Source organism: Streptosporangium carneum (assembly GCF_027922005.1).
In the GTDB taxonomy this organism is placed as follows: domain Bacteria; phylum Actinomycetota; class Actinomycetes; order Streptosporangiales; family Streptosporangiaceae; genus Streptosporangium; species Streptosporangium carneum.
In genome coordinates this window covers 94,793-109,350 of record NZ_BSEV01000021.1, presented here as the reverse complement: position 1 = coordinate 109,350, position 14,558 = coordinate 94,793, and the positions used below count along the sequence as shown (strand labels likewise).

General features: G+C 65.6%; 15 protein-coding genes. 5 read left to right on the top strand and 10 right to left on the bottom strand.

The genetic code is table 11. The features are described 5' to 3' along the window. Window positions 1–6 precede the first annotated feature (6 nt). Both PKF00_RS32670 and PKF00_RS32665 read right to left on the bottom strand, forming a co-directional pair. The gene (locus tag PKF00_RS32670; protein ID WP_271221557.1) at window positions 7–906 is read right to left on the bottom strand and encodes a serine/threonine-protein kinase; all 900 of its coding nucleotides are present in this window, start codon (window positions 904–906) and stop codon (window positions 7–9) included. A 77-nt stretch (window positions 907–983) separates the two neighbouring features. Then, entirely contained in the window at window positions 984–1,646 is a 663-nt protein-coding gene (locus tag PKF00_RS32665) for a DUF4352 domain-containing protein (protein ID WP_271221556.1), read from the bottom strand. Window positions 1,647–2,010: 364 nt separating this feature from the next. Here PKF00_RS32665 and PKF00_RS32660 point away from each other — a divergent pair, with 364 nt between their 5' ends. After that, complete coding sequence (locus PKF00_RS32660) at window positions 2,011–3,282, top strand: VWA domain-containing protein (protein WP_271221555.1); 1,272 nt, start codon at window positions 2,011–2,013, stop codon at window positions 3,280–3,282. Between the two features lie 8 nt (window positions 3,283–3,290). Continuing rightward, window positions 3,291–3,500: a hypothetical protein gene (locus tag PKF00_RS32655; RefSeq protein ID WP_271221554.1), complete on the top strand. Its 210-nt coding sequence runs from the start codon at window positions 3,291–3,293 to the stop codon at window positions 3,498–3,500. Between the two features lie 90 nt (window positions 3,501–3,590). Here PKF00_RS32655 and PKF00_RS32650 read toward each other — a convergent pair whose 3' ends face one another. The 5 genes from PKF00_RS32650 to PKF00_RS32630 all read right to left on the bottom strand — a co-directional run bounded on the left by PKF00_RS32650 (window position 3,591) and on the right by PKF00_RS32630 (window position 9,131). Continuing rightward, window positions 3,591–5,531 carry a DUF2075 domain-containing protein gene (locus PKF00_RS32650; protein WP_271221553.1) on the bottom strand — a complete coding sequence of 647 codons (1,941 nt, stop codon included), beginning with the start codon at window positions 5,529–5,531 and terminating at the stop codon, window positions 3,591–3,593. 126 nt (window positions 5,532–5,657) lie between these two features. After that, a complete protein-coding gene (locus PKF00_RS32645; RefSeq protein ID WP_271221552.1) occupies window positions 5,658–7,535 on the bottom strand; it encodes a DUF2075 domain-containing protein in 1,878 nt (625 codons plus the stop codon). Window positions 7,536–7,661: 126 nt separating this feature from the next. Then, entirely contained in the window at window positions 7,662–8,018 is a 357-nt protein-coding gene (locus tag PKF00_RS32640) for a nucleotide pyrophosphohydrolase (RefSeq protein WP_271221551.1), read from the bottom strand. Window positions 8,019–8,422: 404 nt separating this feature from the next. Next, complete coding sequence (locus PKF00_RS32635) at window positions 8,423–8,722, bottom strand: hypothetical protein (protein ID WP_271221550.1); 300 nt, start codon at window positions 8,720–8,722, stop codon at window positions 8,423–8,425. Between the two features lie 4 nt (window positions 8,723–8,726). Next, window positions 8,727–9,131 carry an ATP-binding protein gene (locus PKF00_RS32630; RefSeq protein ID WP_271221549.1) on the bottom strand — a complete coding sequence of 135 codons (405 nt, stop codon included), beginning with the start codon at window positions 9,129–9,131 and terminating at the stop codon, window positions 8,727–8,729. A gap of 468 nt (window positions 9,132–9,599) precedes the next feature. On the opposite strand from PKF00_RS32630, the gene PKF00_RS32625 reads away from it, so the two are divergent. Next, a complete protein-coding gene (locus tag PKF00_RS32625; protein WP_309298461.1) occupies window positions 9,600–10,460 on the top strand; it encodes a helix-turn-helix domain-containing protein in 861 nt (286 codons plus the stop codon). 24 nt (window positions 10,461–10,484) lie between these two features. Continuing rightward, window positions 10,485–10,796 (top strand): DUF397 domain-containing protein, encoded by a 312-nt coding sequence (locus PKF00_RS32620; RefSeq protein WP_309298459.1) that lies wholly within the window; start codon window positions 10,485–10,487, stop codon window positions 10,794–10,796. Window positions 10,797–11,018: 222 nt separating this feature from the next. Here the strand turns inward: PKF00_RS32620 and PKF00_RS32615 are convergent, their stop codons facing one another. Next, window positions 11,019–11,309, bottom strand: coding sequence for a hypothetical protein (locus tag PKF00_RS32615; protein ID WP_271221547.1), 291 nt, complete (start codon window positions 11,307–11,309; stop codon window positions 11,019–11,021). Between the two features lie 86 nt (window positions 11,310–11,395). Here PKF00_RS32615 and PKF00_RS32610 point away from each other — a divergent pair, with 86 nt between their 5' ends. Next, window positions 11,396–11,839, top strand: coding sequence for a hypothetical protein (locus PKF00_RS32610; RefSeq protein WP_271221546.1), 444 nt, complete (start codon window positions 11,396–11,398; stop codon window positions 11,837–11,839). On the opposite strand, the gene PKF00_RS32605 is transcribed toward PKF00_RS32610, so the two are convergent. Both PKF00_RS32605 and PKF00_RS32600 read right to left on the bottom strand, forming a co-directional pair. Beyond that, window positions 11,834–13,840 carry a DUF6571 family protein gene (locus tag PKF00_RS32605; protein WP_309298460.1) on the bottom strand — a complete coding sequence of 669 codons (2,007 nt, stop codon included), beginning with the start codon at window positions 13,838–13,840 and terminating at the stop codon, window positions 11,834–11,836. The two genes, PKF00_RS32610 and PKF00_RS32605, sit on opposite strands and share 6 nt — an antisense overlap. 219 nt (window positions 13,841–14,059) lie before the next feature. Next, window positions 14,060–14,260, bottom strand: a complete 201-nt coding sequence (locus tag PKF00_RS32600) for a hypothetical protein (RefSeq protein ID WP_271221544.1) — start codon at window positions 14,258–14,260, stop codon at window positions 14,060–14,062. Window positions 14,261–14,558 lie beyond the last annotated feature (298 nt).

Sequence of the window (14,558 nt, the reverse complement as noted above, 5' to 3'; positions counted from 1 at the left end):
ACGGCGTCACCAGCCGACCTGGGACACCGCCTGGGCGTACAGGTGGATCGGCTTCCTCACGCGATCGACCACGCCGGGCAGCGGCGGCAGGTCCCGCACGAAGGGCAGGAGCCGGTGAAAGACCTCGTCGGCGCGTTGCGGGCGCCGGTCGGGTTCCTTCTCCAGCAGCGACATCACCAGCGCGTCGAGTTCCACGGGCACCGAGGCCCCCAGCAGCGCCGTGGGGCGCACCGGAGCGAGGCCGAGATGTCCGCCGACCTCGGCGACGCGGTCTGTCGCCTGGAAGACCCACCGCCCGGTGAGCATCTCGTAGAGGACACAGCCCACCGAGTACAGGTCGGTCAGAGCGTTGGTCCTGCCGTCGTAGGCCTGTTCGGGAGCCGTGTACCGATCGGTTCCCGGCGCTCCCAGTGTTCCGGTGATCACCGAGAAGTCAGGTGAACCCAGAACGGTCGCGACACCGAAGTCCAGCAGGACGAGGGTCGCGTCGCGGCGGAGCATGAGATTGCCCGGTTTCAGATCGCGATGGACAAGTGAGCGGTCATGTGCCGCCGACAGCACGGCACAGAGCTGTGCTCCGATCAGGGCGGTCCACGGAACGGAGAGCCTCTCGTGCGCGTCGAGCACATGTGTGACGGTCCAGCCGTCGACGAACTCCATCACCAGGAAGAACCCGTAGTCGTCCTCCCCGAAGTCGTGGATGGTGGGCACACCGGGATGACGGAGCAAAGCCATGATCCGGGCCTCACGCCTGAATCGCCGGACGGACTCCTCGGTGATCCGGTCCCGCCGGACGCGTTTGACGGCCACCCGACGGTTCAGGCGGACGTCGACGCCTTCCCAGAGCTCCCCCATGCCGCCACGGCCTATCGGGCGGTGCAGTTCGTAGCGCTGCGCGATCAACATGGAACTCCGAACTTCAGTGGTCGTGAGGTTTCAAGGAATGGGGCGTTCCCGTAATGAGACCACTTCCCTGCGGCGTGTCATCGCAGTGAGACCTCCACACCGTCGGAGAACGGGGAGTCGTGCAGCTCGACGGCCTTGCTCTTGAAGGACGTGGGGACGTCGAAGAGCAGGATTCCACGGACCGTGTTGCCGGGATTGATGGTGTTGAGGAAGGCGTTTGAGTTCTTCAGGTTGAGGGCGGCGGCACCGCTGTCGGTGTCGTACTCCCTGTTCTTGACGTCGATGAGCTTCTGCGACGAGTCGCTGAACAGCTGGGCCTCGTCACCGATGTTCTTGACAGTGATGTGCACCAGGACGTACTGGCCCTGGGCGTCCGACCCGACATACTCGCCGCCGACCCGCTTGACGCCCGTCTCGACCTTGGTGACCTTGAAGGAGAACTTGCCGTCCTTGACCGTGTCACCGATGCCTGGCTTCTCCGCCTCCACGGGCTTGTCCGTCTCCACCGGCTTGTCGGCCTGGTCGGAGGTGTCGGTGGCCTGCGCGGTCGTGGTGCCGCCGGAACCTGTGGACGTTCCGCCGCCCCTGCCGAGGAGCGTGCCGGCGACCACCAGAACCGCCAGTACGGCCGCGCCGATGAGGACCGCGCGCAGGCAGCCGCCGCCCCTCTTCTGCACGATCACGGTGTGCGGGTGGGACGGGGCGTAGCCGTACTGCTGGGGCTGCTGGTTTCCATGCATGGCGAAGCTCGCTTTCCGAGAGGGAGGCAGCGGCGATCAGGCGGTCATGACCCGCATCGCATGATGAACAAGGAAATCATACTGTGAACTGAGTCCACAATATGAAAGATGGTTCCATCTGCGTTCGGTCACACATGGTCTTGGGAGTGAGTCTGGGGGCCGGGAACGCTGTCGCGCCCGCCTGGCGGGGCTGTGTCCCCGAGGCCCTGGCGGCGGAAGTCCGGGGCGTCGCCCGGTCGGACCTGTGTGGCCGACGGGATCACTCCACCATGCTTGGCTTTGTGAACTCGATACACGATTGACCGACTATGTGTTGATCGATACATTGTCAATCGTTGTGATCACTGATTTCAAGGAGTGATTCATGCGTGTGAGCGCGCATCTCGATCTGGATCTCATCCCCCTGGACACGCAGGACCAGGTCACCGTCCTGCTGGAGATCACCGCTCCGCGGGCGGCCACCACCACCCGGCCGCCCGCGACCTTACAGATCGTGCTCGATCGCAGCGGATCCATGGCCGGAGACCGGCTCGACGGTGCCAAGCAGGCGCTGCTCGCACTGGTGGATCGGCTGGATCCGACGGACAACTTCGGTGTCGTCACCTTCGAGTCCTCCGCCCGCGTCGAGGTGGCCGCCGGGCCCCTCGCCGACAAGCGGGCCGTACGGCGTGCCATCGCGGCCATCGGCCCCGCGGGATCGACGGATCTCTCCAGCGGCCTGCTCCGAGGCGTCCAGGAGACCCGCCGCGCCTCCGCGGACCGGGGCGCCACACTTCTGCTGATCTCCGACGGGCACGCCAACGCCGGAATCGTCGATCACGACCTGCTCGGTGAGATCGCCGGGAACGCCTACGGAAACGGCGTGGTCACCACGACCCTCGGCTACGGCCTCGGCTACGACGAGCACCTGCTCGCCACGGTGGCGGACAGAGGAACCGGCAGCGCGCTGTTCGCCGAGGACCCCGACACGGCCACCAGGCTGATCGCGGCCGAAGCCGACAACCTGCTGGCCAAGGTCGCCCAGGCCGCGTCGATGACCATCCACCCGCGTGAGCCGGTGCGGGAGGTCCACATCTTCGGGCACCTGCCCTCGAACCGGCTCGCCGACGGCTCGCTGATGGTCGACCTCGGGGATTTCCACGCGGGGGAGACCCGTCGCCTGCTGTTGCGCTTCGCCGTGCCGGGAATGCCCTCGCTGGGGCCGGTCAGCGTCGCCGAGCTGTCCTTCACCCATGTGGAGATCCCGTCGCTGACCACCCACACGGTCACCGTGCAGGTCGTGGTCGACGTCGTCCCCGGCGACCGGGCCGCCGACCGGATCGCCGCCCCCGAGGTGCGGACGGAGCTCGCCTTCCAGCAGGCACAGGAGGCCAGGCGCGCGGCTGACGACGCCCTCCGCCGGGGCGAGACCGAGGAGGCCGCCGAGATCCTGCGGGCGGCCGGTGACGTACTGGAGGCCCACCTGCCCTCCGCGGTTCCGTCCATGGTGAAGGACCTGGCCGAGGAGGTGAACGACCTCCGAGACCTCGCCGAGCGCGCCCGCTGGGACGACGTGCGCCGAACCTCCAAGGGCAACATGGAGCGCTGGCACCGTTCCACCCGGAAACGGCGCCGCCACGAGGACGACGCCGGCTAGCGGGGAGCGTGCTGCGCATCGCCCAGGCTCTGGACGGTGTGGTCGAGGCCGCTCACGCCAGGGTGTCCGCCTGCGACTGCGGTGAGGAGACGTCCTGCTACGGCTGTCTGCGGAGCTTCCGTAACCAGGCCCACCACGACGACCTCAGCCGCGCGTCGGCCTTCGGCGTACTGGGTCCGTTGACAGCGGCAGGAGGTCTGGCAACGAGTCGCCCCTGACAGGCAGTCGGCGCGTCAGCGGAGATCGGCCAGACTGACCCCACGCTGTTTATCGAAGAGACCGAAGGACCCTGTCCGCCAGATACGCCTTCAGGACTTGTCTGGCGATATGGGATGCACCAGTTCGGACAGGAACTCCTGCGTCTCGGGGTCGTCGGCGTACAGGACCACCCCTGCCAGGCCCCTGGTCAGCAGCACCTTGTAGGTGTTGCGGACCAGGCGGTCGAACTGCTCGTCGGTGACGGATGACTTGATCAGGTCCCTGTCTTCGCTGCCCTTGCGTTCCGTGACGAGCCTGCCGCCCCGGGCCAGGAGGTCGGGGCCGATGATCACTCCGGCCCAGTCGAACTCCAGTCCCTGGGCCGTGTAGACGCAGCCGATCTGCCCGAACCCGCCAGGGGAGGAGGCCCAGATCTGGCTCGGGGGAGCGTCGCCGACCTTCGAGGTGCTCTTGGCGTTCCAGGGGCGTTCCCAGCCGTCGAGCTTCACGTCGAGGGGGAGGGTCTTGTCGGGGTTGGGAGGGTTCCAGGGCCAGCAGAATCCGGCGGTCATGCGTGCCGTCCAGCCGTCGGCAAGCTTGGCGCTCAAGATGGCCTCCATGTCCGCCGGTGACCGAGCGACGACCACCTCGAAGTTCTCGTCACCGACCCAGGACTCCGGGGGCGCATCGCCGTCCCACTCGCCGTCCTCGCTCCCCAGACCGAGGAGCCTCCGTACCCACAGGTCGTAGGCGACGCTTCCGCCGCACCGCCACTGACCCTCGAGCGAGACGTGCTGGTGGCGGACGTTCAGCTGCTGCGCGTAGGACTTGATGGCGGCGAGCGTGCCGACCTCGCCCGGCTTCACCACTTGATGCTCATCGAGGAAGAAGACAGGAACCCGCGCCGCGTTTATCAGGTCCTGGATCTGCGGGTTGGGGCTGCATTTGTCCTTCCTGAACCGGTCGAAGGACTTCAGGCGGGCGCGGTGTGCCTCGTCGGCGATCAGGATGTCCGCCTCGTTGGGACCGGAGGACGCGAAGTCGTTGAAGTACTTGAAGAGGTTCTTGAGATCCTTGTCGCTCCCGGTGACGAAGCGGCGCATCGTCTCGGTGAAGGCCCTGGAACCGGTGGCGTACCACACGCGCCGGTTGGCCTCGGCCATGTAGTGCAGCAGTTCCACGGCCACGGCGGTTTTGCCGCTTCCCGGTCCGCCGGTGATGGTGACGACCCGCTTGGTGTTCGCGGCGAAAGCCCCCTCGACCGCGTGACGTACGGTTTCGAAGGCTGTCTGCTGCTGGTCCACCAGGATGAACTTGTCCCGTCCTTTGAGGACGTTCGCGGCCTTCTTGAGAAGAGGCTGGTTCGGTTGCACCCGCCCGTTCAGGAGTCGCTCCGCAGCCTGGTGCCCGTCGGTGTCCTCGAAACGATCCCTCAGGTATTCGATGAACGCGCTTCGCTCCGTCATGGTGAACAGCCGGACGTTTTTGTCCAGAGCCAGCTCGAAAAGGCCTCGAACGCTCTGGCGGGTCGCGTTGTGCAGGTAGACCACCCCCTCGACCGCGTCGGGCCGTCCGTCGACCGCGCTGCAGTTCTCGACGATCTGCTGGCAGTAGTTCGAGACCTGGATGGCGGGATGGGTGCTGTAGCCGTCCCGGATACCCGGAACCGTCACGAGCTTCTCGTCCTCCTCGTAGAGCTCCGCCTCGCTCCACTGCTTGAGCTCGACCACCACGAACAGGTCTTTTCCAGTTCGACGGTTGACGCCCGCGAGAACGGCGTCCGCCGAACTCACCCTGTTGTGAGGCATGGGGTACTCGACCAGCACTTCGAGCCTGCCGAGCCCCGCGTCCTTCAGGTCACGCGCGACAGCCGAGAGACTGTTCGTCCACGCCCGCATCTGGCCGGCTGTCGCGGGTCGACCCGTCTGTCGTTTCGTCGCCTCCTTGAGAGCGGCGGTGAACGCCTTCTCCATCTCGGAGACCGGGGTGGACAGCGCTGTGAAGAAAGCGTCCGCGGAACCCCGGTAGGCGGGTCCGGGCTGCTTGGCCATGCATTACCCCCAGGGCACGAAGGATTCGTGCGGTATGGGGGCGTGTCCGTTTCCGGAAGCCCGTCGGGCCGCGATTTCAATATGTTGAAGAGGCTTCGTCTCGTTCGTTTGTTGATTCCTGAGCGCTCAGGACCGCATCAGCCTCTGTATGAACGCCTGGGTCTCCGCGTCAACGGAATAAACGAAGGTTCCGACCATTCCGCGAGTGAGCAGGACCTTGTAGGTGTTCCTGATCAGGCGGTCCGCTTGTTCGTCGGTGGTCCCCCGGGTGAGGGCGGGGTCCTTGCTGGCCTTTCGGACGGTGACCAGCCTGCCGTCGCGGTAGACCAGGTCCGAGCCGATGATCACGCCGTTCCAGTCGTACTCGAACCCCTGGGCTGTGTAGACGCAGCCGATCTGCTCGAACCCGCCCTCCAAGGTCGCCCACAGGGCGCTCGCGGGGGCGTCGCCTACGGCCCGGTCGCCCTTGACGTTCCACGGACGAGACCAGTTGCCGACCCGGACATCGTGGACGAGCGTGTCGTCCTTGCGAGGTTCGCTCCACGGCCAGCAGAAGCCGGCCGTCATCCGGGCGGAGTGTCCCTCGCCCAGCTTCGACCGCAGCAAAGCTTCGAGTTCCTGTGGTGAGCCCGCCGGGGAGACCTCGAAGTGGTCGTCGCCCCGCCAGGGCGTCGGAGGCCCATCCTGCAGGCCGAGGAGCCGCAGCACCCACTCCTCGTACGCGCGGCTGCCTCCGCAGCGGAACTGCGCGTTGAGGGAGACCTCGTGGACCCGGAACCCGCGAGATTCGGCGTGACTTCTGATCTCGGCGACGGTGCCCATCTCGCCGGGCCGTACGACCTGGTGTTCGTCCAGCAGGAAGACGGGCACCCGCGCGGCGTCGATCAGCTCGTCGACCTGGCGGCGGTCGCTGCGCAGGCGGGCGGGGGTGTAGCGGTTCTGGGAGGTCTCCCGGATGCGGTGGGCCTCGTCGCAGATGAGGACGTCGAGGCCGTTGCGCTCGGCCGTCATGAAGCTGTTGAAGTACTTGAAGAGGTTCTTCACCTTGGAGGAGCCCTTGCCGGGGACCTTGCGCAGCGTCTCGGTGAAGGAACGGGAGCCCGTGGCGTGCATGACGCCGCGGCCCTGGCGCGACAGCTCGCCCAGCAGGGACAGCGCGATGACGCTCTTTCCGCTGCCTGGGCCGCCGGTGACGATGACGACTTCCTTCGAGTCAGCCCTTCGCGCCCTGTCGACGGAGTTCAGGACGATCTCGTACGCCAGCCGCTGCTCGTCGAGAAGGACGAACTGCTCACGGTCCCTGATCTCCTGGGCGGCGAGCTTGAGGAGCTGCTTCGAAGGGCGGATCGCGCTGTTGAGCAACCGGTCGGCGGCGTCCGCGCCCGATGCGGGGGCGAACCGCTCGCGGAGATGGTCGAGAAAGGCACCCCGGCGGCCCTTGGTGAACAGGCGCGTCCGCTCGCTCCGCACACCCCGGTAGAGATCCTGAACGTCCAGGTCGGCCGCGTTGTGCAGGTAGGCCACACCTCTGATCATGTCGGCGTGGTCCTCGACGGCCCCGACGAAGTCGGCGATGTAGTCGCAGTAGCCTTCGACCTGAGTCACGGGGTGCAGCTTGGGGCCGCCCGGCATGCCTTCGACGAGGACGAGGTTCGGGTCGTCCTCCACCAGCTCCGCCTGGCTCCACTGCTTCAGCTCGACCACCATGTAGGCGTCTGATCCTGTCCGGGAATCCACCCCGGCGAGGACCACGTCGGCGCGCTTGCTGGTCAGCGGCAACTGGTATTCGACCAGCATCTCGACGTCGCCCAGTCCGGCGTCGACCAGGTCACGGGCGAGGAGGGGAAGGCTGCGATCCCAGGACCTGCGCTCGGCAGGAGAGGGGTTGACGCGCACGGTCCTTCTGAGGTGCTCGGCGATGGCCTCGCTGAGACGTTTTTCGGGGACCGAATCGTCGGTCGCCAGCTTGGCCAGACTTTCGGCGGAATGCCGAAACGCCGTCACGGACCTACCCCCAGGCAGCACGAAAGACTCGTGCGGTATGGGGGCGTGTCCGAGATCAGACGATCAGCGGAAGCCCGTCGGGCCGCATCACTATGTCAGGCACATTACAGCGATCACCCGCCAAAATCAGACGAGTGGTGGGGCCTTCCTTGCGGACCCCCGGTAGGTATCCACGGAATAGCGTCTGCCGTTCTCGTCGAGCTTGGCGTGCGCCGCTTCGACGAGGTCGACGTCCAGTACGTCGGCGAGGCGGACCAGGTAGGTCATGACGTCGGCCAGTTCCGATCTGAGGCGTCCGGCGGCGGCCTCGTCTTTCATGACCGTCGCCGTTTCCTCGGGGGTCAACCACTGCAGCTCCGCCAGGAGTTCGCCGACCTCTCCGGCCAGAGCCATGGCCAGGTTCTTCGGTGTGTGGAACTGCTCCCAGTCTCGCTCCCGGGCGAACTCCCGCAACCGGCCGCTCAGTTCTTCCAGCCCCGTCATGTGAGCACGGTACAAGGAGAAGCCCACAGCGGGTTCGGCAGAGCCACTTGAGCGGAGAACGAGGAGCGGTCAGTGCGTCTTCTGGCTGGCGCTTCGTGGTGGGGGCGGAGTCAGGTGGGGAGGGCGGCTCGGGGGAGCCCGACACGACCTTCACCTCGTTGGGCGGTAGAAGCGCTTTTCCGCATACTCCACTTCCGTCCGCCGCACGGCTCAGGGGAAGACGACGAGTGGCGACTGCGCCGCCGTTGGACGAGCGTCGTGCCGGCTTTCTCCGCCTCGCATCCAGATCAGCAGGAAAACGATGACGGACCTGACCGGTGATCAGCTCCTGCTTCTCCGCTACGTCACTCTTCAATCATGTCGGGGTGATGTCACGACCGCCGGGATTGGATCTTCATCGGCGTTCAGCGCACCAGGCCGAACAGGAGGGCGGCCCACACGGCGTCCGCCTCGGTGGCCGGCCAGCGGTCGCTCTCCTCGACCAGGGGGTTTCCGGCTGTTCGTTTCGTACGGCGGATGAAGCGCAGGCCGCCCGCCTGGCACAGCTCGAAGAAGATCGCCTCGCAGTCGCAGGTCCACCGAACGACCCGGACTCGTCCCTTTTCCCGCTCCCTTGGAGCGTTCCAAGTCAGCCTCTCGCAGTGGGAACGCGGAGAGGCGACGTGGGGGCTCTGGCAGCGGGGCGGGTAGTCCCACTCGATCATCGTTTCACTCTCTCGCCAGCTGGAACCAGACCACCCGGCCCGCCGGGATCTCCTGCCAGCCCCAGGCCGAGGCGATCTCCTGGACCAGCCACAGGCCGCGCCCGCCGCCGCTGTCGGCGTCTACCTCCGAGCAGAGGCGGGGCTGGTGGTCGGCCGACCCGGCGTCGGCCACGTCGATGTGGAGCGTTCCATGATGGGTGGCGACCGACACCGTCACCCGTCCGCCGGGGCGACCCGAGTGGGAGTGCCTGACCGCGTTGGTGACGAGCTCGGTGACGAGGAGAAGGGCGTCGTCGTTGCGTGCGTGGCCGACGGCTTCCAGAAGGTCGCGGACGTAGCGTCGCGCGACGGGAACGGAGGCGACCTCCCCGGGAAGGGCGACCTGTCCGAGCATCCCCAATGCCTTCATGGTGTGACCCCCTTCCCGATCTTCTCGAAGGCACTCCGAACGTGATCGACAACCTGGAGCCCCTGGTTACGCCGCCGATTCCAGGTGAACACCGAGACGCGGCCTCGGAGGGGTGCGGTGCTTCCGGACCGTCCGGACGGCATGAAGATCTCCAAGCTCGGCCGTCGGCCGGGAGGGAGCCTGACGGTGGAGTCGAACCCGAGATCGCTCAGCTCCCACGCCAACTCCACGAGCTGGACCTTCCATCTCTGCTGATCGAGCACCTTCATCTGACCGCCTGCCCTTCTCGGCGCTGGGAAACGACCGGTATGCACGACAGGCTGCCTTTGGTTACCTAGGGTCACTTGTCATGCACCTAGAGCATGCATCGAAGTGGGGTGCCGTGCAGCAGGATCAGCAAATTGCTCTGCAGGAACTTGGCAACTTTCTGTGATCGAGGCGCTACTGTTGGCTTCGAGTCAGGGGAGGATGATCATGAGGCAAAGCGGAAGTCCAACTGTTCGCAGGAGACGTCTCGCTTCGGAGCTTCGCCGCTTGCGTGAACGTGCGGAGCTGACGATGGAGGAGGTCGGGGAGCGGCTCGGTTGGTCCGCTACGAAGGTTTCGCGCATCGAGACGGCTCGCGTCAGAGTGGCGCTCAAGGACACCGGGCGACTTCTCGATCTCTACGCGGTTGATCCCGCCAAGCAGGCGGAACTGCTCGACCTTGCGAAAGATGCCCGGAAGAAGGGCTGGTGGCAGGCGTACGGTGATCTCCCGACGGAGTACACCACCTACATCGGCCTCGAAGCCGAAGCGGCCTCAATGCGCAGCTTCGCACCCACGGTCCTGCCCGGCATCCTTCAGACCGAGGACTACGCTCGCGCTGTCATCCGTTCCGCTCTGTCGCTCTCCTCGCCGGGAGAGATCGAACGCCGTGTCGAGGTCAGAATGGCCCGACAAAGACTCCTCATCCAAGAGACACCGCTGCGTCTCTGGACCGTCCTCGATGAAGCCGTCATCCGCCGTCCCGTCGGCGGACCTGCCGCCATGCGATCTCAGCTCGAACGACTCCTTGAGGTGGCGGATCTGCCCAACCTCACCGTTCAGGTCTTGCCTTTTGCTATTGGAGTTCATCCAGGTACCAACGGCGCATTCCAGATTATGGAGTTTCCAGAACCCGCTGATCCGGACGTGGTGTTTATGGAGAACTTCACCGGAAGCCTATACGTAGAGCGAGAGACCGATGTGTACCGATATACCCTTGTATTTGACCACCTTCGAGCCAAGGCGTTGGATCCGGACGACTCGCGCCGCCTTATCGCGGAGGTGGTTGCCCGGTCTAACTGATCACTTCGCGAAAGGGGGCGTGGAATGCCCACGCTGGACCTAGCTCAGGTGATGTGGCGAAAGAGCTCACGCAGCGGAAACGGTCAAGACTGTGTTGAGGTCGGGGTCTGGAACAAGAGCTCCCTCAGCGGAAACGGTTCGAACTGCGTCGAGGTCGCGGCTGTCGACACCACCCAAGACCAGGCCGGGGCAGTCGCCGACCGTCTCTTCCTGGTCCGCGACTCCAAGGACTCCGAAGGCCCGGTGCTGGTCTTCGCTCCTTCCGAGTGGGCCGAGTTCCTCAGTGTCATCAAGGGCGGCGGCTTCGACGACCTGGCCGTGCATCCCAAGGCCTGACCTGGTGCGGTGGCAGGGAATACACTTCGGGCTGAGGGCCGTTCCTGGGCGCCGATCCGCCTAGCTCCACCGCTCGCCGTACCGGCGCCTGGATGATCCCAAACGCGGTGAGGGTGAGTGGTTCCCTCGGGCGAGGTGTAGGTGGCGCCCTCGAACTGAGCTTCCCCCTTTTGTCCGTCACGCCGATCGAGCAGGCGGCGCCTGGTCTGCCGGTCCCGCGCGTCAGTGTTGGGCGGCGGAGGATGAGACCTTCTCCGGGACGGAACGGAGCTCTTCTTCGAGCGTGTCGACGAGTGCTCTGGCCGCCTGGCGGAGTCGTGCGCGGCGGGCACTGAGATCCTCGGCGAACGTCCGGGCCTTTGGCCCCGTCCACACCGGCTGGCCGGTGAACTGCCCGTGGGCGGGATCGAGCGCGGCCTCCAGAACGGCGACCCGCGCCTTGACCTCCGCCAGTGTCTGTTCCAACACCTGACGCCGTGGATTGGGAACCAGGTCCGCCGAGCCAGGATTCATGCTTCCCTCTCCGGATGCCGATACATCGGACGGATCTGTTGGACATTATTGGATCTACAGCACATCGGCCAGCCCCGGAGGAATTGATGGGACGTTCTGTACGGCTCGGCGTCGCGGGTTGCGCGGTGGTGTTGCTGACGGTGGCCGGATGCGGTGACAGCGGCCCTACGGCGGCCGAGGCGGGGGAGATCCTGAAGGCTCACATTACTGAGCTGATGAAGGAGGGGAGCGTCCTCGACGTCAAGATCACTGATCCGGGTGGGCGTGACATTCCCTGTGGGGAGGGTAAAGCCAAGCGAACCTTTGCGGTTACCGGCAGAGACGCTGCGCCGCAACGCGAACCGAACGGACTCAACACCTACTTGGTAGGTGCACTCTCCGCAGTCGCTCCTTATCGGATTGTCGCAGATCCTGGTAACGCCCCTGTTCGGCTTGCCAACGATGAATACAAGACCGTGATCACCTTGGATGCTCCCGGTAACGGACAGTATGGAGTTCGAGGTGAGACGGAGTGCCTTCGGACTTCATGAGCTGACGCGGGGATCGAGGTCGAAGCCCAACCCTCGTTGTCTGGCCTGTTTGTTGGCACCGTCGAAACGAAACGCCATCTTTTTGGACAGGTCTCCTACCGCAAGGTCGTCCTTTCCCCCCATGCCATTGGCGGCTGCCCATTTCTCGAAGGCCTTCAGTCCCCTGTTGCCCTCCTTGATCAGCTCGGAGAACGGTCTGAAGTTGCCCTTGCTGTCGATGATGGGGACCTCGAAGGGGTGGACGGCCTGGAAGTCGGCGGGTGTGATCTTCGGGGTGAAGCCGTTGGCCATGAGGATCTGCGCGTAGGCGTGCTGGCGGCCAAGAGTCTCGAGGTCGTCCTTGTTGTCGGACCGGTCCACCCGTGTCTCGTCTTCTTCGCCGAAGACGTCGTTGGCGGTGTCGTGCGTGGAGAGGCCGAAGCCCACGAGGGACCAGAAGTAGGACGCCGCCACAGTCGAGGAGAGGTAGAGGCCCGCCGCGCCGACGGCGGTGTCGCGCAGGTATTTGAGCATGTCGGCCTGCTTTTTGTCGATCTTGTCAAGGTCGCCCTGAACTTTCTCGACAGCCGCAAGCTCGAAGCCGCGCACGTTGCCCAGGGCGGTGAACGTCTGGTCCATGCGCTCGACGTCTCCGGTGCGCCGGATTGTCGCCGAGGCGTCGGCGATCACCTTCTGGGAGAACCGTCCCATCCCCTCGTCGAACGGAGCGAGGTTCTCGGTCGAGTCGGCGAAGGTCTTCAGGAAGCGGTAGGTGTCCTCCGGGCTCAGGGTGAACGCCGACGTCGTGCCGAACAGCGAGGTCGAAGGCATCAGGCCGCTGTCCCCGGTCATGTTGGCGTCGCCGATGTTCGCCCCTTCGGTGATCTCGGTGGCGTACGCGCCGGCGATCTCGGCCAGGTGTTTGCGGATCCCCTCGCCGAGCTTGAGGTCGTCGAACGTCGTCATCACGGCGAAGGCGAGCGCCGCCGACTCCTTGCTGTGCTTGCCGTCCTCCTCGTCGTAGGCCCCGGCGGCCGCGGCGAGCATCCGGCCGAAGGCGTCGGCGTCGGCGGCCGAAGAGACGTACTTTCCTCCGGCGTGGTCGTTGAGGTTCTTCAGGAACGTCTTCAGCTTCGACTGGTCCTTGGCGTACGGTCCGACCAGCGCGGTGATCGTCTGACGCGCGGCGGCCGGGTTGTTCCCCAGGGCGTGGAGAAGACCAGGGCTGGCCTTGCCGGTCGTCGACAGGCCCTGCGCCAGCACCGTGCCGACCAGCCATTCGGTGGGAAACTTACCCGCGCTCAACAGGAGGCTCGCCCCGAACCGGTCCTCACCCGACTGGCCGGGATGCCGTACCGCCTCCTTGATCTTCGCGAAACCGGGGACGCGGGAGCCCCCTGTGACGGCTGTGCCGAAGGCCTGGCTCACCGTGCGGAGCGCCTCGTCGTCGGAACGGGGCGGGCCAAGGGTCGCCTGGAAGTAGGGAGTGTCGATGTTCTTGCGCAGCAGGACCGGAAGCCCCAGGGTCCCCTTCACGCCAAGGGCGGCGAAGAAGGCGGCGGTGTAGTCGGCGTCGTTCTTGTGGGCGGCCAGTTGCTTGAGGACTTTCTCGTACTCCTCGGACGAGGTGCGCCCGAACCAGGAGACGTCGACCGGTTCGACGGCCAGCAGCTGTTTCGCCAGCTCCGTCCCCTGTTTTTTGGCCTCCTCGGGGGAGAGAAGCTTTCCCTCGTCATAGCTGACGAGCCGGGAACCCGGCAGCCACGACAGCTTGTCGGAGGCCTGGATAGCCTCCCGGCGCTTGCGCAGCCCCGGGAGCTCGCCGTCGATCCAGCCCTCGATCTCCTTGATCGGCCGCAGTCCCACCGCCGACACCTCGGCCGCCGCGAGCAACTGCCGGATCCGCTCCGACTGCTCTCCGATCACGTCACGCCCGTGCTCCAGGGCTGTGACGAAGCCCCGCATCAGCTCGGGGTCGATCCCACTGAAGTCCGGCGACAGAGGCCCCGCTCCCGACGTCATCGACTCCACCGCACCCTTTCGTCCTATATGCAGTTATTTCACTCTAGCCACGCAATAGAGGTGTCAAGCGCTGAATATATGAATCTGCGCAAAATGGGGGCGATCACCGATTTAATGGGCTCTCTTCGCGGGATCCACCATCCCAAACGCGGCATGATGGGCGTCCCCATGAGTGGTGGACCCCCGCTCCGCGGCGCTACGAGATGGTTCCCGGCTTTGCTATTCGCTTAACCCGGCCAGCTCTTCCTCAAACCTCCGCAGCTGGGACCATGTGGCGGCGATCTGCTCTCGAACTTCGTCCGCGCGGAGGAGCCTGCGGTAAAGAGCGGAGTTCTCGTCGAAGCGGGCGAAGACCTCGATGTCGTCACGACGGCACACGACACGCTCGACCAGCAGTGCGCGTCCGAGATCGGTGAACATCTCGCCGCGATGTCGTGGGCCGGGGATCGCGGACGAGCGCGTTCAGCCGGGCCACCGCGAACACGCCTTGCTCCTGGATCGCTCTCCTTGAGGGTGTGGTCGGCCGCTGATCGATCACCTTCGCCGCTCGTACCCGGGCGGTGAACGCGTGCTCGGCCGCCTCCACCCGCCGGACCTCCTCCTCACGATCCGGAAGCAGGCCTGTGAGTTTTTCCACGCTCGCTCTCTCGTCAGAGGTCAACTCCGGCAGACCCGCTCCACCGCACGTCCTGCACAGCCGTTCGTGATGCCGGTGGGA